This window comes from Streptomyces xanthochromogenes (genome assembly GCF_014650455.1).
GTDB classification, from domain to species: domain Bacteria; phylum Actinomycetota; class Actinomycetes; order Streptomycetales; family Streptomycetaceae; genus Streptomyces; species Streptomyces xanthochromogenes.
Window position 1 is genome coordinate 78,536 of the sequence record NZ_BMUZ01000015.1, and the last position, 18,106, is coordinate 96,641.

The window sequence follows — 18,106 nt, forward strand, 5'->3', positions numbered from 1 at the left end:
CAAGGCTTCAACACCCGCTTTGTGGGCGGCTGCTGGTGATCCAGCGAGATTCAGTGGGCTAACGTCACCGTGTCCCCAGCACGTCCCGCTGCCCCAACACCTGCCGGAGTTCCGATGAGCACTGCGTCCGCCGCCCCCCGTACCGGATCGGTCCTCGCGGACCTGCTGCCGGCCTCCCGTGCCCGGGACATCGCGCTCGTCGTCGGTGGCGCCGCGCTCACCGGGATCGCCGCGCAGATCGCCGTGCCCGTCCCCGGCTCGCCCGTCCCGGTCACCGGCCAGACCTTCGCGGCCCTGCTCGTCGGCGCGGGCCTCGGCGCCGGCCGCGGCTTCCTCTCGCTCGCGCTCTACGCCCTGATCGGCATGGCCGGGATGCCGTGGTTCGCGGACGGCACCTCGGGTGCGGGCGGCGCCTCCTTCGGCTACGTCCTCGGCATGCTGCTCGCCTCCACCGTCGTCGGCGCGCTCGCCCGCCGCGGCGCCGACCGCTCGGTGCTGCGCACGGCGGGCACGATGGTGCTCGGCTCGGCGATCATCTACGCGGTGGGCGTGCCCTACCTCGCCGCCTCGACCGGCATGTCCCTGACCGCCGCGGTCGCCGCCGGCCTCACCCCCTTCCTGATCGGCGACGCCCTGAAGGCCGCCCTGGCGATGGGCCTGCTGCCGGCCGCGTGGAAGCTGCTCGGACGCAAGGGCTGACCCCGGCGCGTACGCGACGAAGAGGGCCCGGCTTTCGCCGGGCCCTCTTCGCGTTGCGGGCCTTTCCAGCAGGAAGGATCCTTCGTTCCCCGAACGAGTGAACGTCTCCCGATGCCACGGCGGACGGGCCCGCGCTTCCACCACGCTCCTGCTCGGGGCCGCCCACCGGGCGTAGCCTGACACCAGCGACGAGGGAGGAACGCCAGCATGAGCGCCGACCCCATCACCGAGCCGGTGAACGAGGCACAGGACCCCATCGACCTGTTGATCGAGTTCGAGAAGGCTTCCAAGGAGCCGATTCGGGCCGAGTACGTCGAGGGAATGGTGATTGTGCCGCCTCAGCCCGACCACAACCACAACCGCGCGGCCACGGAGCTGTACTTTCAGCTCCGCACCGGTGGAGTCGACCACGTCGGCATCGGCAACGGCTACCGAACCGGTGTGACGGCCGAGAAGACGCTGAGCCTGCTCGTCCCCGACTTCTACGTCATGCGGCGCGAGCCGACCGATCTGGACGAGGCGTACCGCAGGACCAACCGGGGCTGGTACCCGATCGAGCTGCTGCACCTCGCGGGGGAGGTCACCTCGACCAACCACGAGACGGACACCGGCCCCAAGTACCGCAGTTACGCCGCAGCCGGGGTCCCGCTGTACGTGATCGTGCACCGCTACGAACGCAAGGTGTACGTCCACTCCGAGCCGGTGCCGGACAAGAAGCAGCCCACCAAGAGCCACTACCGGACGACGACGGTCACCGAGCTCGGCGGCAAGTTCCTGCTCCCCGCCCCGTACCCGGCCCTGGACACCTCGCTCCTGTAGCAGCCCCCGGCCGCACGAGCCCCAACTCTCGTGCCGGTACGCCCGGTCCGCGGTCGGCTCCGACCTGCTGGCGGTGGCGTCCCTCACGCGAGATCGCCACCACGTACGTGCCCGTACCTGGTGGCGATCCCCGTTCTCGGCGGGCAGGAGCACACCTACGGGGCGGCGACCTCTTCCTTCACGCCGCTCCGCTCGGGGGCGCGGCGCGCGAGCACCTGCTGCTTGACGACCGCGATCACGATCACGAGCGCCGCGACGAGCAGCGAGAGCAGCACCTGCTCGCGCCCGGACTTGTCGAACAGCATGTAGACGAGGACGAAGGAGATCATCCCGATCGTCAGCCAGGTGAGATAGGGGAAGCCCCACATCTTCACGGTCAGCTTCTCCGGCTGCTCGCGCAGGATGATCCCGCGCATCCGCAGCTGGGTGAAGCAGATCACCAGCCACACGAACAGGGCGACCGCGCCGGAGGAGTTGAGCAGGAACGCGAAGACCGTGTCCGGCCACTTGTAGTTGAAGAAGACCGCCACGAAGCCGAAGACGACCGACGACAGGATCGCGACCTGCGGCACGCCCCGCTTGTTGGTGCGGGCGAAGGACTTCGGCGCGTCGCCGCGCTCACCGAGCGAGAACGCCATCCGGGAGGCCGTGTAGAGGCCGGAGTTGAGGCAGGAGAGCACGGCCGTCAGGACGATCACGTTCATGATCTGGTCGGCGTGCGGGATGCCGATCGTCTTCAGGGCCGCGACGTAGGAGCCGTCCGCGACGATCGAGGGGTCGCTCCACTTCAGCAGGGTGAGGACCACGAAGATCGAACCGAGGTAGAAGACCGCGATCCGCCAGATCACGCTGTTGGTGGCCTTGGTCACCGCGCGCCGCGGGTCCTCGGACTCGCCGGCGGCCAGGGTGACGATCTCGGAGCCCATGAAGGAGAAGACGACCATCAGGACGCCGGTCAGGATCGCGCCGTATCCCTTGGGGAAGAATCCGCCCGCGTCCGTGAGGTGCGCGAGGCCCGCGCCCGGGTTGTCGGAGCCCGGCAGCACGCCGAACACCGCGAGAAGCCCGATGATCACGAAGCCGCCGATCGCGACGACCTTGATCCCGGCGAACCAGAACTCGAACTCTCCGTACGAGGAGACCGAGGCCAGGTTGGTGGCGGTGAGGACCAGCATCACTATGAGCGCCCAGCCCCACTGCGGGACACCCGGCACCCAGTCGTGCAGGATCTTCGCGCCGGCCGTTCCCTCGACCGCGAGCACCACGACCCAGAAGAACCAGTAGAGCCAGCCGATCGAGAATCCGGCCCAGCGGCCGAGCGCGCGGTCGGCGTAGGCCGAGAACGAGCCCGACGACGGGCGGGCGGCGGCCATCTCGCCCAGCATCCGCATCACGAAGACGACCATCACGCCGACGAGCGCGTACGAGAGCAGAATGGCGGGGCCGGCCGCGGCGATGCCGGAGCCCGAGCCGACGAAGAGGCCGGCACCGATCACCCCTCCGATGGCGATCATGGAGAGATGGCGGTTCTTCAGACCAGCCTTGAGGCCGCTGTCGGGCACCTGCGGATCACCGGGTTCACCGGGCAGGCGGTCTTCCTTCGCAAGGGACGGCTGCGAGGTCATAGACGCTTCCTTAAGTCTTCGGAGCACTCGGGTTACGAGCCCGGGTATTCAAACCTGGTCCGCTTCGGGACGGAAGGCCTGAATCCGGATCGTTAGACAGGACCAAGTGCGGGGACCAAAGTCCTCACCCCGCTAAGCCCTGCCCTGCCCCGCGCATGCCACACTCGGTACATGCGCGTGTACCTCGGCTCCGACCATGCCGGCTTCGAACTCAAGAACCACCTCGTCGAGTGGCTCACCGCCCACGGGCACGAGCCCGTGGACTGCGGTCCGCACATCTACGACGCCCAGGACGACTACCCGCCGTTCTGCCTGCGCGCCGCCGAGAAGACGGCCGGCGACCCGGACTCGCTCGGCATCGTGATCGGCGGCTCCGGCAACGGAGAGCAGATCGCCGCCAACAAGGTCAAGGGCGTCCGTGCCGCACTGGCCTGGAGCGAGCAGACCGCGGCCCTGGGCCGTGAGCACAACGACGCCAACGTGATCTCCATCGGCGGCCGGATGCACACCGAGGAGGAGGCGACCAAGTTCGTCGAGATCTTCCTCGCCACCCCGTACTCGGGTGAGGCGCGTCACACCCGCCGCATCGAGATGCTCACCGAGTACGAGACCACCGGCAAGCTCCCCGAGATCCCGGCCCACCACCCGCAGCAGGGCTGAGCCCGGCCCATGCCCGAGGGCCACACCATCCACCGCCTGGCCGCCGACCACGACCTGAGGTTCGGCGGCCGGCCGCTGCGCGCGTCCAGCCCCCAGGGCAAGTTCTCGGACGGCGCGGCCCTGGTCGACGGCCAGGTCCTGGAAGGCGCCGAAGCCCACGGGAAGCACCTCTTCCTCGGCTTCGGACCCTCGGGCTGGGTCCACGTCCACCTCGGCCTGTTCGGCAAGTACGGCTTCGGCGACGCCCCCGCCCCGCCGCCGGCCGACACCGTCCGGCTGCGCCTGCTGAACGACACCGGATACGCCGATCTGCGCGGGCCGACGACCTGCTCGCTGATCACCGACGGCGAGAAGCAGGCGATACACGACCGGCTCGGCCCGGACCCGCTGCGCGCCCGCGACACCGGCGACAGGGCCTGGCAGCGGATCTCGAAGAGCCGCACCACCGTCGCGGCGCTGCTCATGGACCAGAAGATCATCGCCGGCGTCGGCAACGTCTACCGCGCCGAGGTCCTCTTCCGGCACGGCATCGACCCCTACCGGCCGGGCAGGGACCTGAGCCGCGCCGAGTGGGACGCGATCTGGGCCGACCTGGTGGAGCTGATGCACGAGGGCGTCCGCCTCAACCGCATCGACACCGTCCGCCCCGAGCACACCCCCGAGGCCATGGGCCGCCCGCCGCGCGTGGACGACCACGGCGGCGAGGTGTACGTCTACCGGCGGGCGAACCTGCCCTGCCACCTCTGCGGGAGCGAGATCCGCACCGCCGACCTCGCCGCCCGCAATCTGTTCTGGTGCCCCGGCTGTCAGAAGCCGTGAGGCAGCCACGGGGCGAGCTCGCTGCCGAAGGCCGTCGAGGCCTCGGCGAGCGCCCCGGGCCGCAGCTCGCGCACCCGGCCCGCCCCCGCCAGTGAGGCGAGCGTGACGCCACCGAGGTAGGCCGCGCCCAACTCCCTTACGGACAGGGCGAGTTCGGCCGGGTCCTCGGTGCGTACACAGGTCGCGCCCTTGGGGTCGCCGGTCAGCCGCCAGCGGCCCGCGTTCCACGGACAGAACGCGTCCTCGACCTCAAGGACCACATCCACGGGCGCCGCGTACGTGCGCGCCTCCAGGGCCGCGCCCACCTCGACCAGGCGTACGTGCAGCGAGTCCCGCAGCCGAATCCCGCAGCGGCGCACGTCGGACACCAGGTGCTGGAAGGGGTCGTCGACCGGCCGGGTCTTCATCTTCAGCGTGCTCGTCAGGTCGATCTCGAACAGATAGCGCCACAGGGTCGCGGCCACCGCCGGATCCTCGGCCTCCAGATCCTTCAGCATCACCGTGCCCTTCGCACCCGCCGGCTCCGCCTCCATGGCGACCCGGTAGCGGGCGTACCCGACCAGCTCGCCGTCGCGCTCGGCGAGAACGGCTTGCAGCGGGGAGGCGCCGTCCCGATAGGACTCCGGGTCGATCGTGTTCAGCCGGTCCCAGCCCGGCAGCCGGGCCAGCATGCCCGGGCGGCGCGGCACCAGGCGCGCGTACAGCTCCTCGCAGCGGGCCAGCGACTCGTCGACCTTCGCGTACCGCAGGCTCACCTCTTCGGCGCCGGGCGGCAGCTCGATGCGGACCCGGGCGGTGTCGATCTCGGCGGACAGGCTCATCGAGCCGATGCCGTAGCCGAACCGCCCGTAGATCGCGGGCTCGGACGCGGTCAGGACGGCCAGCGCCTCGCCCCGCTCGCGCAGGTCGTCGAGCTGGCGCCGCATCATCGACGTGAGGATGCCGCGGCGGCGGTGGGTGCCCATGACGCCGACCGCGGTCACGCCCGCGGCGGGGACGACGGCGCCGCCCGGCACGCTCAGACGGAACGGGAAGGTGCTGGTGGCGGCCACGCACGTTGAGCCGTCCCACACGGCGATCGACCGCTCGGGGTCGATCAGCCTGCGCCACCAGCCGAGCTCTTCGGGGTCGTCCGGGATTCCGCCGAAGGCCACCACCAGCGCCCCGTACCACTCGTCCCACTCCGCCGGGTCCAGAACCCGCAACTCCATCGTCATGAGTGCATGACTAGCAGGGAGTACGCCGTGCGAGCGACCGGATTTCCACCGGGGCGCCCGGTCCGGGCGCCGGGGGCCACCTGCACGCGGCCCCACCGGCTGGATAGGGTCCTCGGCAATGGCACGTGCGATGAGAGCGGACTCGTTCACCGCCCGGTGGCGCAAGGCGCTGCACCGGGTCCGCAACGCGGTGCGCAGATCCGGCGTCGACTACTTCCGCGGCGACGGCTCCGACTGGATCGCCCTGGCCGGCCTGCTCCTCACCGTGCCCGCAATCACCTGCGCCACACTTCTCGCACCCGTCTGGTGCGCCCCCGCCGCCCTGGTCCTGCCGATCGTCGCGGGCGGGCTCCTGCTGCGGCCCGCCAACCTCCTCGGCCTGTACGCGGCCGCCGCGACCGCGCTGATCGTGGAATCGGTACGGCTCGGCCCCTACACCGCCGGGCCCTCGCGGGTCACCCCGGGCACCGTCCTCGTGGTGGCCGCGTGCGGCCTCTTCGGGCTGCTCATCGCCCAGTTCCGGGCCCGCGTCGGGGTGCCCTGGCGGCGCGGCGGCACCATGCTCTTCGACCTGCGCGAACGCATCCGCGTCCAGAGCGCGCTGCCGCAGTTGCCCAAGGGCTGGCACCGCGAGATGGCGCTGCGGCCCGCGGGCGGCCAGTCCTTCTCCGGTGACTTCGTCGTCGCCGCCCGCACCGGCGGCGGCCGCACCCTGGAGATCGTCCTGACCGACGTGTCCGGCAAGGGCATGGACGCGGGATCGCGCGCCCTGCTGCTCTCCGGCGCCTTCGGCGGACTCCTCGGCTCGCTGCCCCCGCACGCCTTCCTGCCCGCGGCCAACGGCTATCTGCTGCGCCAGGACTGGGACGAGGGGTTCGCCACCGCCATCCACCTCGTCCTCGACCTCGACTCCGGCGACTACGAACTCCTCTCGGCCGGCCACCCCCCGGCCCTCCAGCTCCACGCCGGCTCCGGCCGCTGGCAGGAACAGGCCGCCGAAGGGCCCCTGCTCGGCGTCTACGACGGCGCCGAATTCCACCCCGCCAAGGGCTCGCTCGCCCCCGGCGACGTTCTGATGCTCTTCACGGACGGGCTCGTGGAGACCTCCGAGCGCGACATCAGCGAGGGCATCGACCGGCTGACCGGCGAAGCCGACCGCTATGTTTCGACGGGCTTCGACGGGGCGGCCTGGCACCTGATCGAGGCCGTCGCCAAGGACGTCAACGACGACCGTGCGCTGCTGCTGATCAGGCGGGACGCGTAATCGCCGCGCGGTCGACGGGCCGTAGGTAGGGCCAGCCCCACCCCTGATCCACCGGCGGCCGCCATGGCCCGCGTGCCGCTTCGCTCCGTAGGTTCGAAGGGTCGGCGCGAGCGCGCCGGCCGGGACGAGCGAAGGGCAGGGCCATGGCACTGCGACGGGCCAAGCGCACACACCGGACGACCGCGGACGCGGCGCCCGGCCACGACTGGGCCGTCGAACTGCGGTCTGTGCGGCGGCAGTACGGCCGTGGCGCCACCGCCGTGCACGCGCTGCGCGGCATCGACCTCACCCTGCCCCGGGGCAGCTTCACCGCGGTGATGGGCCCGTCCGGCTCCGGCAAGTCGACGTTCCTGCAGTGCGCGGCGGGCCTCGACCGCCCCACCGACGGCTCGGTCCGGCTCGGCGGCACCGAGATCACCGGCATGAGCGAGAACAAGCTCACCGAACTGCGCCGGTCCCGCCTCGGCTTCGTCTTCCAGGCCTTCAACCTGCTGCCCTCGCTCACGGTCGAGCAGAACGTCCTGCTGCCGATGCGCCTCGCCGGGGAGCGTCCCGACCGGCGCCGCGCGGCCCAACTCCTCGCCCAGGTGGGCCTGGACGGCAAGGGCGCCCGCCGCCCCGGCGAACTCTCCGGCGGCCAGCAGCAGCGGGTGGCGATCGCCCGGGCGCTGGTCACGAACCCCGACGTCATCTTCGCGGACGAGCCGACCGGGGCCCTGGACACCACCACGGCCGCCGAGGTCCTCGCCCTGCTCCGCGGCGCGGTGGACGCGCTGGGGGCGACGGTGGTCATGGTCACCCACGACCCGGCGGCCGCCGCCCACGCCGACCAGGTCCTGTTCCTGGCCGACGGGGCGCTGGCGGATGCGCTGCCGGCCACGTCGGCGGCGCGGATCGCTGCGCGGATGACGGCCCTGACGGCCCGCCGGGGTTACGCGGCGGCGGCGGCCTGACCCGGGGTGTTTGCCCACCCGCCCGCCCGTTGCCCGGGGTTGGTTGGTTCCGGGTTCCCCTGGGGGCTCCGCCCCCAGACCCCCGTCGCGCCTTAAGGGCGCTCGTCCTCAAACGCCGGACGGGCTGTAGGTGACCCAGCACCGCTACCGCCAGGGGCGCGGGGGAACTGCGCGAGCAACCACGCAGGGCCCGCACCCAACAAAGGCGGTTGGGCGTGAGCAATCACGCACGGCCCGCACCCAACAAAGGCGGCTGGGCGCGAGCAACCACGCACGACCCGCACCCGACGGCAGTCCGCCCGCAACAGCGGGGACGAAGCCCCATCCCTCCCCACCTCCCCGCACTCCGCAGGAGCCCCCATGCATGCCCCCAACGGCCTCGCCCGCGCAGCCCTCCGCTTCAGGCCCTCCGCGTTCGCCGGGACCTTCGTCGCCCTGCTCATGGCCGCGATGATCGTCTCCGCCTGCGGCCTCCTGCTCGCCACCGGAATCACCGCCTCCGTCCCGCCCCAGCGCTACGCCGCAGCTCCCGTCGTGGCCGCGGCCGACCAGAGCCTGCACTACACGATCGGCTCCGGCGAGGACCGCGACGAGGAGTCCCTGCCCCTTCCGGACCGGGCCCGCCTCGACGACTCCCTGGTGGCGAAGGCCGCTTCGGCCCCCGGCGCGGCGACCGCGATCGCAGACCTCGCGCTCCAGGTGCGTACGGCCGAGAACGGCCCCGTCACCGCCCACAACTGGGCCTCCACCACCTTCACCGGCACGAAACCGTCGTCCGGCACCGCCCCCCACCCCGGCGAGGTCGTCACCACGACCGGACCGGTGGGGGAGCGGATCGTCCTCGACACTCCCGGCGGCCGACGGGAGTTCAGGATCTCCGGCACCGCGGGCGCCCCCGGCGGCAACGACATCTGGCTCAACGACGCCGACGCCCGAGCCCTCAGCGGCCACCCCGGCAAGGTCGATGCCATCGCGGTGCTGCCCAGGCCCGGCACCTCAACCGCCACGCTGGCCGCGCAGGTCAAGCAGGCCCTCGGGGGCCGCGCCCAGGTGCGTACCGGTGACGACCGGTCCACGGTCGAGGACAGCGGCATCGCCCAGGCGAAGGAGGTCCTCACCGGCCTCGGCGGCTCCTTCGGTGGCGTGGCCGCGATGGTCGCCATGTTCACCGCCGCCGGCACGGTCGCCCTCTCCGTGGGCCAGCGCCGCCGCGAGTACGCCCTGCTGCGCGCCATCGGCGCCACCCCGCGGCAGATCCGCCGCACCATCGCCACCGAGGCCCTCCTGGTCGCCCCGCTCGCCGGCGCGCTCGGCTGCCTGCCCGGCGTCGCGCTCGCCACCTGGTGGTTCGGCCAACTCCGCGACAAGGGTGCGATCCCTCCCACGGTGGACCTCGCCGTCACCCCGCTCCCGCTGCTCGTGGCCGTCGCGGCCACCGTCCTGACCGCCCTGTGCGCGGGCGCGGCTGCCGCACGGCGGCCCTCGAAGATCAAGCCCGGCCAGGCGCTCGCGGAATCCGCCGCCGAACGCCTGCGGCCCGGCTGGATTCGTACCGTCCTGGGTGCCGGCGCTCTCGCCGGGGGCTGCGCGTGCGCCGGCCTCGCCGCCTCCGAGTCCGGCGAGGACGCCGCCAACGCGGCCCTCGGCGTCGTCATGCTGTTCATGGTCGCCGTCGCCCTGCTCGGCCCGCTCCTCGCCCGCGCCTGCGCGGCCGTCCTCGGTCTCCCCCTGCGCGCGGCGGGCGCGGCCGGCTCACTCGCCGCCGCCAACACCCGCACCAACGCCCGGCGGTTGGCCTCCGCGATCACCCCCATCGTCCTCGCGATGGCCTTCTCGTCCGTCCTGGTCTTCCTGCACACCAGCGAGGAGCGGGCGATCGAGGACCAGCAGCGGGCGGGCATCACCGCGAACCACGTGGTCACCGACCCCGCGGGCCTGCCCTCCGACGCGGTCGCCCGCGCCGCCGCCACCCCCGGCGTCGAAACGGCGGTCGGCCTCACCCGTACCTCCGTCCTCGTCCCGAACGGCGGCTCCGGCTCCACGCCCCACGAGGCGTCCGCGCAGGGCGTCACCGGCACCGGTGCCGACCTCGCCGAGGTCCAGGACCCGGGCGTACGCGCCGGAACCCTGACCGCCCTCGGTCCGGGCGCGGCCGCGATCGACGCCTCCCTCGCGGCCGCCGCACACGTACGCCCCGGCGACCGTCTCCCGCTGCTGCTCCCCGACGGCACCAGGGCCGCCCCGAAGGTCGTGGCCACGTACGACCGGGGCCTGGGGCTGGCCCAGGTCACCCTCTCCCAGGCCGACTTGAGCGCGCACCTGACCGCCCCCGGCCCGACCGTCCTGCTCACCCGGGCGTCCCCGGCCGCCGCCGCGGGCCTCGCCGCCCTCGGGCACGTCACCGACGCCGCGGGCTACGCCACCGCCCAGAGCACGGACCGGGAGGTCAACGCCTGGGCCAACGCCGTCATGGCCGCGGTGCTCGGCGGTTTCGCGGCCGTCGCCGCGGTGAACACCCTGGTGATGACGGTCCTGGACCGCCGCCGCGAGCTCGGCACCCTGCGGCTCATCGGCACCACCCGCCGCCAGGTCCTCGGGATGATCCGCTGGGAGGCCCTCCTGGTGGTCGCCGCCGGTGTCGTCATCGGCAGCGCCATCGCCCTGGTCACGCTCGTCCCGATGGCGAACGGCCTGACCGGCCGGGCCCCCTACGTGCCGCCGCTCCTGTACGGCTCGTTCGCGGGCGGCGTCCTGATCCTGGCGCTGGCCGCGACGTCCCTGCCGGCCCGTGCGGCCCTGCGATGACCGGGCGGCCGGGCCCGGCGGCCGATGACCAGTATTCCGGTGGCCGATTACCTACTCAACTCCCATGGATCGAGCGGCAGTTGGCGTGTTTGATCACCAAACGCCACCGCGAAACCACGCCGGTTGGCCGGATTCTTGCCTTGGCGATCCGTCACCCCGGAACAACCAGAGGGGTGTTGGTGGCACGATAGACCTCGCGGGGGTGTGCGCGGCATGCTCCCGGGCCGGCAAGGCGGACCGACCAAGGGTGTGTGATCAGTTGTGGCCATTTCACTGTCAGCCGTGGTGCTGTTGGCGGTCGTCCTCGTGGTGCTCATCCGCGGCGGCTCCATCAAGGCCGGCCCAGCCATCGTCGCGATACTGTTCGGCTTCTTCCTGGCCTCGACGGGCATGGCCCCCTCGATCCAGCGCTTCCTGAACTCGATAGCGGACACGATCAACCAGATCAAGTTCTGAACACGCCGAAGGGCCTCCGCCGGAAACCGGCAGAGGCCCTTCGGCGCTCGTGGGGCGGGTGGCTCAGAACAGTCCGCCGGTCCACCCGCTCGCGACCAGCGGCACGGGTGCACCCAGCGTCCCGTCCGCTCCGGCCGGCAGCAGGTCGAGCCCGCCGGCCGCGTTGAGCGCGATCACGTCATGACGGCCGTCCCCGGTCAGGTCTCCGGCGACCACGAAGTCCGGCCGCTCGGCGAGGGACCAGCCGGAGGGGGCGACGGTGACCGGGCTGTCCAGCGACGCCGGGTTCATCGTCTCCGGGTCGGCCAGCGGCGCGTGCAGTTCCAGCGCACCGGACCGGGCATCGCGGGCCCAGAGCTCGACGGCGCCGTCAGTGGCGGTGAGGACGTCGGAGAACGCGACGGTCCGGTCGGCCCAGCCCGCGTCGGCCAGGACGACCTTCTCCCCCAGTTGGGGCCCCGGGTTCAGCGGGAAGGCCACCAGCCGGTCGCCCTCCTTCGCCAGCAGCGTGGTGCCGTACTCGGCGAGCGGACCGCCCACCGCGAGCTGCGTCACTCCGGCCGCGTCGTCCGAGAGCTCGACCGGTGTGCCGAAGCGGCCGTGTGCGTCGCCCGGGTAGACCCACAGCTGTGAACCCCTGCGCGCCACCAGGTCGTTGCGGCCGTCGTTGCCGGTCGGGGTGAGTCCCGCGACGTAGCCGGCCCGCGTGATCACCGCACCCCGCCAGTCCCCGTCGTCCGCGACCACGGGGGTGCCGAAGCCGCCGCCCTCCAGACCGGGCCGCAGATACAGCTTTCCGTCGTCGCCCACGGAGAACAGGTCGATCCGGCCGTCTCCGTCGTAGTCCCCGTACGGTTCGGGCTTCGCGGGAGTGACCCAGAATTCGGCGTTGACCGTGTCCGACGTATTGCCGGCCCGGTCGAGGGCGCGGACCCGGAGGAACTCCGTGGCGGCCCCGTCCGGGGTGCTGAAGGTGAACGGCGTGGGGCCGTCCTGGCGGGCCGGCACGGTCCGGGGGCGCTCGCCGCGCAGCTCCACCTCGTACGAGACGACCTCGGTGCCGGCGGGAACGCTCAACTCGACGTTGCGCTCGACCCCGTACGGGGCTTGCGAGAGCCCGTCGGTGAAGGTGACCTGCGGGGCCTTGGGGCGGGTCCGGTCGAGGTTGAAGCCGCAGGGCTGCGTCCAGTCGGAGGCCCCGCCGTTCCTGCCCTCCAGGCGGACCGCCCAGTGGTAGTCCTCGCCCTCGGGCAGCAGTCGGTCGGGCACGGTGAGCGTGGCGGTCCTGTTCGGCACCGCAGCGATCACGAAGTCGACCGGCGCGGCGGCGGAATCGGTGCCCCGCCATGCCTTGAAGTGGGCGTCGGGCCAGGCGTCCGCGATCCCGCCGCCCGTCACGTCCACCGCGAGGCTCACCGTGGTGTTGCCGATCCACGGCAGCGCACCGCCCGTCACACAGCCTCCGCCCGGAAACGTCTTCGGGGCCCGCGGGGTGTACGGGATCCCGTCGGCGTGGGCGGTCCCCGTCCCCAACAGGGCCGCCCCGCACGCCAGAACGGTCGCGGCCACGCCGAGACGTCTATGACGTTCGAATCTCCTCATGTGCTTCCCCTCCCAAGATCCATCTGTCGTGAAGGAGGGGAATCTACGGGAGCGGGGGAGGGGGCGCACGGGAGATACCGAAGGGCCCGGCAGCTCGGCTGCCGGGCCCTTCGGGTCTTCGAGAGCGGGCGACGGGAATCGAACCCGCGTAGCTAGTTTGGAAGACTAGGGCTCTACCATTGAGCTACGCCCGCAAGCACCGCGCCGCAGGTCATCGCAGCAGCGCGACCCCGGCACGTAGAGCATCGTAGCGGGTCGCACCCCGGCCGCGCACACCGCGGCCCTCGTGCGCCCGTCCGCACTCCGCCCGGGCGATCGATCCCGGCCACGGGTGTGGGGGAGCGAACCGGAGGAGAACCGGAGGAGGGGCACCCGGTTCGGGGCCCCGGGGCGCGCCCCGAACAAAGCGGCCGACGCGGCCCTCGCGGGCATGTACCCTACGTGTCGCACCGACGGGGTGTGGCGCAGCTTGGTAGCGCGTCCGCTTTGGGAGCGGAAGGCCGTGGGTTCAAATCCCGCCACCCCGACCAGCATCACCGGCGTTCGATCTTCGCCGTCACCGGCGTTCGATCTCCGCGCACAAGATCACATTGTGGGTGGCATCCCGCTTGCGGTTACTATGCAAGCTGCGTGCCCGTGTGTCTGATGAATGATGTACCGGGCCCCATCCGTCGGGGACCGCTCGGTCTCCGGCAGAACTCCCAAGAAGTCAGCCACAAGGAGACCGAACCGTGAAGAGCGCCGTGGAGACCCTGAACCCGACTCGGGTTCGGCTCACTGTCGAGGTGCCCTTCGAGGAGCTCAAGGACAGCCTCGACGCGGCGTACAAGAAGATCAACCAGCAGGTCACGGTCAAGGGCTTCCGTAAGGGCAAGATCCCGGCCCGAGTGATTGACCAGCGGTTCGGTCGTGGCGCCGTGCTCGAAGAGGCCGTCAATGACGCGCTCCCGAAGTTCTACACCGAGGCGATCAACGAGGCGGAGCTGAACCCGCTGGGTCAGCCCGAGGTCGACATCACCGAGCTGAAGGACGGCGAGACGCTGAACTTCACCGCCGAGGTCGACATCCGCCCGACCATCGAGATCCCGGACTACTCCGGCATCGAGGTCACCGTCGACGCCGTCGAGGTCAGCGACGAGGACGTCGAGAAGTCCGTGGAGCAGCTCCGCGAGCGCTTCGCCTCGACCTCCCCGGTCGAGCGTGCCGCCGAGGACGGCGACGTCGTGACGATCGACCTGCAGGCCAAGGTCGACGGCGAGGTCCTGGAGGACGGCGTGGCCGAGGGTGTCTCGTACACCATCGGTTCCGGCGAGCTCCTGGAGGGCATCGACGAGGCCGTCAAGGGCCTGGAGGCCGGTGGCGAGGCCACCTTCACCTCCGAGCTCAAGGGCGGCTCGGCCGAGGGCAAGGAGGCCGAGGTCACCGTCAAGGTCACCCAGGTCGCCGCCCGTGAACTGCCCGCCCTGGACGACGACTTCGCGCAGCTCGCGTCGGAGTTCGACACCCTGGACGAGCTCAAGGCCGACAGCCGCAAGCGCCTCGAGAACATGAAGCAGTACGACCAGGCCACCCAGGCCCAGGAGCGCGTCCTCGACGAGCTCCTGAAGCTGGCCGAGGTCCCGATCCCCGAGAAGCTCCTCGCGGACGAGATCCAGACCCGCAAGCACAACCTTGAGCACCACCAGCTCGGCCAGATGGGCATCGACCTCGCCAAGTACCTGGAGATCCAGGGCAAGACCGAGGAAGAGTTCACCGCCGAGACCGAGGAGCAGGCGGTCAAGGGCATCAAGACGCAGTTCATCCTGGACGAGCTCGTCAACAAGGAGAAGCTGAACGTCAACCAGGAGGAGCTCACCGAGCACCTCATGCGGCGTGCGCAGTCCTCCGGCATGTCCCCCGACCAGTTCGCCCAGGCCGTCGTCGAGGGTGGCCAGGTGCCGATGCTCGTCGGCGAGGTCGCCCGCGGCAAGGCGCTCGCCGTCGTCGTCGAGGCCGCCAAGGTCACCGACACCAACGGTGAGGTCGTCGACCTCGAGGACGACGCCGAGGACGAGGCCGCCGAGGTCGTCGCCGCCGAGGCCGAGGCCGAGGAGAAGACCGAGGCCTGAGCCTCCGTCCGATCGCTGAGGAAGGGCCCGTACGCAGCCGCGTACGGGCCCTTCCTCGTACGTAATTCCGCTTCAACCACCTTGCGCTCCGAGCGAACAGTTCGGGAACCGGGATGGCGTTGTCCCACCTGCGCGTTAGGGTCCATGAATACGAGGGTGGTGGAGTCTGGCGAGCCGGAGTCCGCGCCCCCGGAACGAAGACGATGAGACGGCCGAAGCCGTCAGAGACGAGCAGGTGGATACGTGACGAATCTGATGCCTTACGCCGCCGGTGAGCCGTCCCTCGGTGGTGGCCTCGGCGACCAGGTCTACAGCCGACTGCTCAATGACCGCATCATCTTCCTCGGCCAGCAGGTCGACGACGAGATCGCCAACAAGATCACCGCCCAGATGCTCCTCCTGGCCGCTGCCGACCAGGACAAGGACATCTACCTCTACATCAACAGCCCCGGTGGCTCGGTGACGGCCGGCATGGCGGTCTACGACACCATGCAGTACATCCAGAACGACGTCGTCACCATCGGCATGGGCATGGCCGCCTCGATGGGCCAGTTCCTGCTCACCGGCGGCGCCGCGGGCAAGCGCTTCGCGCTCCCCAACACCGACATCCTGATGCACCAGGGCTCCGCCGGCATCGGTGGCACCGCCTCCGACATCAAGATCCAGGCCGAGTACCTGATCCGTACGAAGAAGCGCATGGCGGAGATCACTGCCGCGCACTCCGGCCAGTCCGTCGAGACGATCATCCGCGACGGCGACCGCGACCGCTGGTACACGGCGGAGGAGGCCAAGGACTACGGCCTCATCGACGAGATCATCTCCGCCGCCTCGGGCGTTCCGGGTGGCGGCGGCACCGGGGTCTGAGCCCCCGACCCGCACCGCTTCCCCCGCCCACTGAACGCCACCAGGATGGTGAACACCCCCATGAGCAACTTCTCCGGCCCCTCGGCCAACGCGAGCGGCCTCTACACCGGCCCCCAGGTCGACAACCGCTACATCGTTCCGCGCTTCGTCGAGCGCACCTCGCAGGGCGTGCGTGAGTACGACCCGTACGCGAAGCTCTTCGAGGAGCGCGTGATCTTCCTCGGCGTGCAGATCGACGACGCGTCCGCCAACGACGTGATGGCGCAGCTCCTGTGCCTGGAGTCGATGGACCCGGACCGCGACATCTCCATCTACATCAACAGCCCGGGTGGTTCCTTCACCGCCCTCACGGCGATCTACGACACGATGCAGTTCGTGAAGCCCGACATCCAGACGGTCTGCATGGGCCAGGCGGCCTCCGCCGCAGCCGTCCTGCTCGCCGCCGGTACGCCGGGCAAGCGCATGGCGCTGCCGAACGCCCGCGTCCTGATCCACCAGCCCTCGGGCGGCACCGGCCGCGAGCAGCTCTCCGACCTGGAGATCGCGGCCAACGAGATCCTCCGCATGCGTACGCAGCTGGAGGACCTGCTGGCCAAGCACTCGACGACGCCGATCGAGAAGATCCGCGACGACATCGAGCGCGACAAGATCCTCACGGCCGATGACGCGCTGGCCTACGGTCTGGTCGACCAGATCGTTTCGACGCGCAAGACGACCTCCGCCGCGGCGGCCTGAGCCGCTTCGGCGACCTTGGCGCGGTCCACGGAGAAGTGAACCGCGCCAAGGGGGGCCCGAACGAGGGGCTCGGCAAGGTACCGTCGGTAGGGGGTCTGGGGGTGTCCCCCCGGAAAACGCAGTAGGCACCAGGAGACGGCGCACATGGCGTCTCCCAGGCGAAGGGGAAGCACCTCGTGGCACGCATCGGTGACGGCGGCGACCTGCTCAAGTGCTCGTTCTGCGGAAAGAGCCAGAAGCAGGTGAAGAAGCTCATCGCAGGCCCCGGGGTGTACATCTGCGACGAGTGCATCGACCTCTGCAACGAGATCATCGAGGAGGAGCTCGCCGAGTCCTCCGAGGTGCGGTGGGAAGAACTTCCCAAGCCGCGCGAGATCTACGAATTCCTTGAGGGGTACGTCGTCGGGCAGGAGCCCGCGAAGAAGGCCCTCTCGGTGGCGGTCTACAACCACTACAAGCGCGTCCAGGCCGGCGAGAACGGCGGCGGGACGGGCCGGGACGACGCGATCGAGCTCGCCAAGTCCAACATCCTGCTGCTCGGCCCCACCGGCTCGGGCAAGACGCTGCTCGCGCAGACCCTGGCGCGCATGCTCAACGTCCCGTTCGCGATCGCGGACGCCACCGCCCTCACCGAGGCCGGTTACGTCGGCGAGGACGTCGAGAACATCCTGCTCAAGCTGATCCAGGCCGCCGACTACGACGTCAAGAAGGCCGAGACCGGGATCATCTACATCGACGAGATCGACAAGGTCGCCCGCAAGAGCGAGAACCCGTCGATCACCCGCGATGTGAGCGGCGAGGGCGTCCAGCAGGCCCTGCTGAAGATCCTGGAGGGCACCACCGCCTCCGTGCCGCCGCAGGGCGGACGCAAGCACCCGCACCAGGAGTTCATCCAGATCGACACGACGAACGTCCTGTTCATCGTGGGCGGGGCCTTCGCGGGCCTGGAGAAGATCATCGAGTCCCGGGCCGGTGCCAAGGGCATCGGCTTCGGCGCGACGATCCGCTCCAAGCGGGAGATCGAGGCAAGCGACCAGTTCCAGGAGGTCATGCCGGAGGACCTGGTGAAGTTCGGGATGATCCCCGAGTTCATCGGCCGGCTCCCCGTGCTGACCTCGGTCCACAACCTCGACCGCGAGGCGCTCCTGCAGATCCTGGTCGAGCCGCGCAACGCGCTCGTCAAGCAGTACCAGCGCCTGTTCGAACTCGACGGCGTGGAGCTGGACTTCGACCGCCCGGCCCTGGAGGCCATCGCCGACCAGGCGATCCTGCGCGGCACCGGCGCACGCGGTCTGCGCGCCATCATGGAGGAGGTCCTCCAGTCGGTGATGTACGAGGTCCCCTCCCGCAAGGACGTGGCCCGTGTCGTCATCACCGCCGACGTGGTCCGCAACAACGTCAACCCGACGCTGGTCCCGCGCGAGCCCCGCATCGTGAAGAACGACGGGCGGCACGAGAAGAGCGCGTAACGCGCTCGGCG

Annotated in this window: 15 protein-coding genes and 2 tRNA genes; 13 read left to right on the plus strand and 4 right to left on the minus strand. The window is 70.9% G+C overall.

The window, feature by feature from the left end; translation table 11 throughout:
* Positions 1–114: 114 nt before the first annotated feature.
* Positions 115–699: a biotin transporter BioY gene (locus IE267_RS32895; protein ID WP_167153150.1), complete on the plus strand. Its 585-nt coding sequence runs from the start codon at positions 115–117 to the stop codon at positions 697–699.
* Between the two features lie 207 nt (positions 700–906).
* Entirely contained in the window at positions 907–1,518 is a 612-nt protein-coding gene (locus IE267_RS32900) for a Uma2 family endonuclease (protein ID WP_167153152.1), read from the plus strand.
* A gap of 155 nt (positions 1,519–1,673) precedes the next feature.
* Here the strand turns inward: IE267_RS32900 and IE267_RS32905 are convergent, their stop codons facing one another.
* Positions 1,674–3,143, minus strand: coding sequence for an amino acid permease (locus tag IE267_RS32905; protein ID WP_167153154.1), 1,470 nt, complete (start codon positions 3,141–3,143; stop codon positions 1,674–1,676).
* 171 nt (positions 3,144–3,314) lie between these two features.
* On the opposite strand from IE267_RS32905, the gene IE267_RS32910 reads away from it, so the two are divergent.
* Positions 3,315–3,803, plus strand: a complete 489-nt coding sequence (locus tag IE267_RS32910; RefSeq protein WP_167153156.1) for a ribose-5-phosphate isomerase — start codon at positions 3,315–3,317, stop codon at positions 3,801–3,803.
* A 9-nt stretch (positions 3,804–3,812) separates the two neighbouring features.
* Positions 3,813–4,622, plus strand: a complete 810-nt coding sequence (locus tag IE267_RS32915; protein WP_189765674.1) for an Fpg/Nei family DNA glycosylase — start codon at positions 3,813–3,815, stop codon at positions 4,620–4,622.
* On the opposite strand, the gene IE267_RS32920 is transcribed toward IE267_RS32915, so the two are convergent.
* Positions 4,610–5,839, minus strand: a complete 1,230-nt coding sequence (locus tag IE267_RS32920; RefSeq protein WP_189765675.1) for a GNAT family N-acetyltransferase — start codon at positions 5,837–5,839, stop codon at positions 4,610–4,612. The two genes, IE267_RS32915 and IE267_RS32920, sit on opposite strands and share 13 nt — an antisense overlap.
* Positions 5,840–5,957: 118 nt before the next feature.
* Here IE267_RS32920 and IE267_RS32925 point away from each other — a divergent pair, with 118 nt between their 5' ends.
* The 4 genes from IE267_RS32925 (at position 5,958) to IE267_RS32940 (ending at position 11,317) form a co-directional block, all read left to right on the plus strand.
* Positions 5,958–7,103 carry a PP2C family protein-serine/threonine phosphatase gene (locus IE267_RS32925; protein ID WP_161251489.1) on the plus strand — a complete coding sequence of 382 codons (1,146 nt, stop codon included), beginning with the start codon at positions 5,958–5,960 and terminating at the stop codon, positions 7,101–7,103.
* Between the two features lie 143 nt (positions 7,104–7,246).
* Entirely contained in the window at positions 7,247–8,056 is an 810-nt protein-coding gene (locus tag IE267_RS32930) for an ABC transporter ATP-binding protein (RefSeq protein ID WP_167153162.1), read from the plus strand.
* A 360-nt stretch (positions 8,057–8,416) separates the two neighbouring features.
* The gene (locus IE267_RS32935; protein WP_189765676.1) at positions 8,417–10,861 is read left to right on the plus strand and encodes an ABC transporter permease; all 2,445 of its coding nucleotides are present in this window, start codon (positions 8,417–8,419) and stop codon (positions 10,859–10,861) included.
* 261 nt (positions 10,862–11,122) lie between these two features.
* Positions 11,123–11,317 carry a hypothetical protein gene (locus IE267_RS32940; protein ID WP_100579694.1) on the plus strand — a complete coding sequence of 65 codons (195 nt, stop codon included), beginning with the start codon at positions 11,123–11,125 and terminating at the stop codon, positions 11,315–11,317.
* A gap of 63 nt (positions 11,318–11,380) precedes the next feature.
* On the opposite strand, the gene IE267_RS32945 is transcribed toward IE267_RS32940, so the two are convergent.
* Together IE267_RS32945 and IE267_RS32950 are read right to left on the minus strand one after the other, a co-directional pair.
* Positions 11,381–12,919 carry a hypothetical protein gene (locus IE267_RS32945; protein WP_189765677.1) on the minus strand — a complete coding sequence of 513 codons (1,539 nt, stop codon included), beginning with the start codon at positions 12,917–12,919 and terminating at the stop codon, positions 11,381–11,383.
* A 123-nt stretch (positions 12,920–13,042) separates the two neighbouring features.
* Positions 13,043–13,113 (minus strand) — tRNA-Gly (locus IE267_RS32950).
* A 259-nt stretch (positions 13,114–13,372) separates the two neighbouring features.
* Between IE267_RS32950 and IE267_RS32955 the strand changes: the two genes are divergently transcribed.
* The 5 genes from IE267_RS32955 (at position 13,373) to clpX (ending at position 18,095) form a co-directional block, all read left to right on the plus strand.
* Positions 13,373–13,449: transfer RNA gene (locus IE267_RS32955), tRNA-Pro, on the plus strand.
* A gap of 201 nt (positions 13,450–13,650) precedes the next feature.
* Positions 13,651–15,027 (plus strand): trigger factor, encoded by a 1,377-nt coding sequence (gene tig / locus IE267_RS32960; RefSeq protein WP_167153168.1) that lies wholly within the window; start codon positions 13,651–13,653, stop codon positions 15,025–15,027.
* 255 nt (positions 15,028–15,282) lie between these two features.
* The gene (locus IE267_RS32965) at positions 15,283–15,891 is read left to right on the plus strand and encodes an ATP-dependent Clp protease proteolytic subunit (RefSeq protein ID WP_167156210.1); all 609 of its coding nucleotides are present in this window, start codon (positions 15,283–15,285) and stop codon (positions 15,889–15,891) included.
* Between the two features lie 45 nt (positions 15,892–15,936).
* The gene (locus IE267_RS32970; RefSeq protein ID WP_161254412.1) at positions 15,937–16,626 is read left to right on the plus strand and encodes an ATP-dependent Clp protease proteolytic subunit; all 690 of its coding nucleotides are present in this window, start codon (positions 15,937–15,939) and stop codon (positions 16,624–16,626) included.
* A 176-nt stretch (positions 16,627–16,802) separates the two neighbouring features.
* On the plus strand, positions 16,803–18,095 hold the full coding sequence (clpX, locus tag IE267_RS32975) for an ATP-dependent Clp protease ATP-binding subunit ClpX (RefSeq protein WP_161254410.1): 1,293 nt from the start codon (positions 16,803–16,805) through the stop codon (positions 18,093–18,095).
* The last annotated feature ends 11 nt before the right edge of the window (positions 18,096–18,106 follow it).

Excerpts from the sequence above, each read along its gene's own strand:
- IE267_RS32970 (WP_161254412.1), top strand. The coding sequence starts at position 15,937 with ATGGTGAACACCCCCATGAGCAACTTCTCCGGCCCCTCGGCCAACGCG.
- IE267_RS32930 (WP_167153162.1), top strand. The coding sequence starts at position 7,247 with ATGGCACTGCGACGGGCCAAGCGCACACACCGGACGACCGCGGACGCG.
- IE267_RS32895 (WP_167153150.1), top strand. The coding sequence starts at position 115 with ATGAGCACTGCGTCCGCCGCCCCCCGTACCGGATCGGTCCTCGCGGAC.
- IE267_RS32915 (WP_189765674.1), top strand. The coding sequence starts at position 3,813 with ATGCCCGAGGGCCACACCATCCACCGCCTGGCCGCCGACCACGACCTG.
- IE267_RS32925 (WP_161251489.1), top strand. The coding sequence starts at position 5,958 with ATGGCACGTGCGATGAGAGCGGACTCGTTCACCGCCCGGTGGCGCAAG.
- IE267_RS32945 (WP_189765677.1), bottom strand. The coding sequence starts at position 12,919 with ATGAGGAGATTCGAACGTCATAGACGTCTCGGCGTGGCCGCGACCGTT.
- IE267_RS32900 (WP_167153152.1), top strand. The coding sequence starts at position 907 with ATGAGCGCCGACCCCATCACCGAGCCGGTGAACGAGGCACAGGACCCC.
- IE267_RS32910 (WP_167153156.1), top strand. The coding sequence starts at position 3,315 with ATGCGCGTGTACCTCGGCTCCGACCATGCCGGCTTCGAACTCAAGAAC.
- IE267_RS32920 (WP_189765675.1), bottom strand. The coding sequence starts at position 5,839 with ATGACGATGGAGTTGCGGGTTCTGGACCCGGCGGAGTGGGACGAGTGG.
- IE267_RS32905 (WP_167153154.1), bottom strand. The coding sequence starts at position 3,143 with ATGACCTCGCAGCCGTCCCTTGCGAAGGAAGACCGCCTGCCCGGTGAA.
- IE267_RS32935 (WP_189765676.1), top strand. The coding sequence starts at position 8,417 with ATGCATGCCCCCAACGGCCTCGCCCGCGCAGCCCTCCGCTTCAGGCCC.
- IE267_RS32965 (WP_167156210.1), top strand. The coding sequence starts at position 15,283 with ATGCCTTACGCCGCCGGTGAGCCGTCCCTCGGTGGTGGCCTCGGCGAC.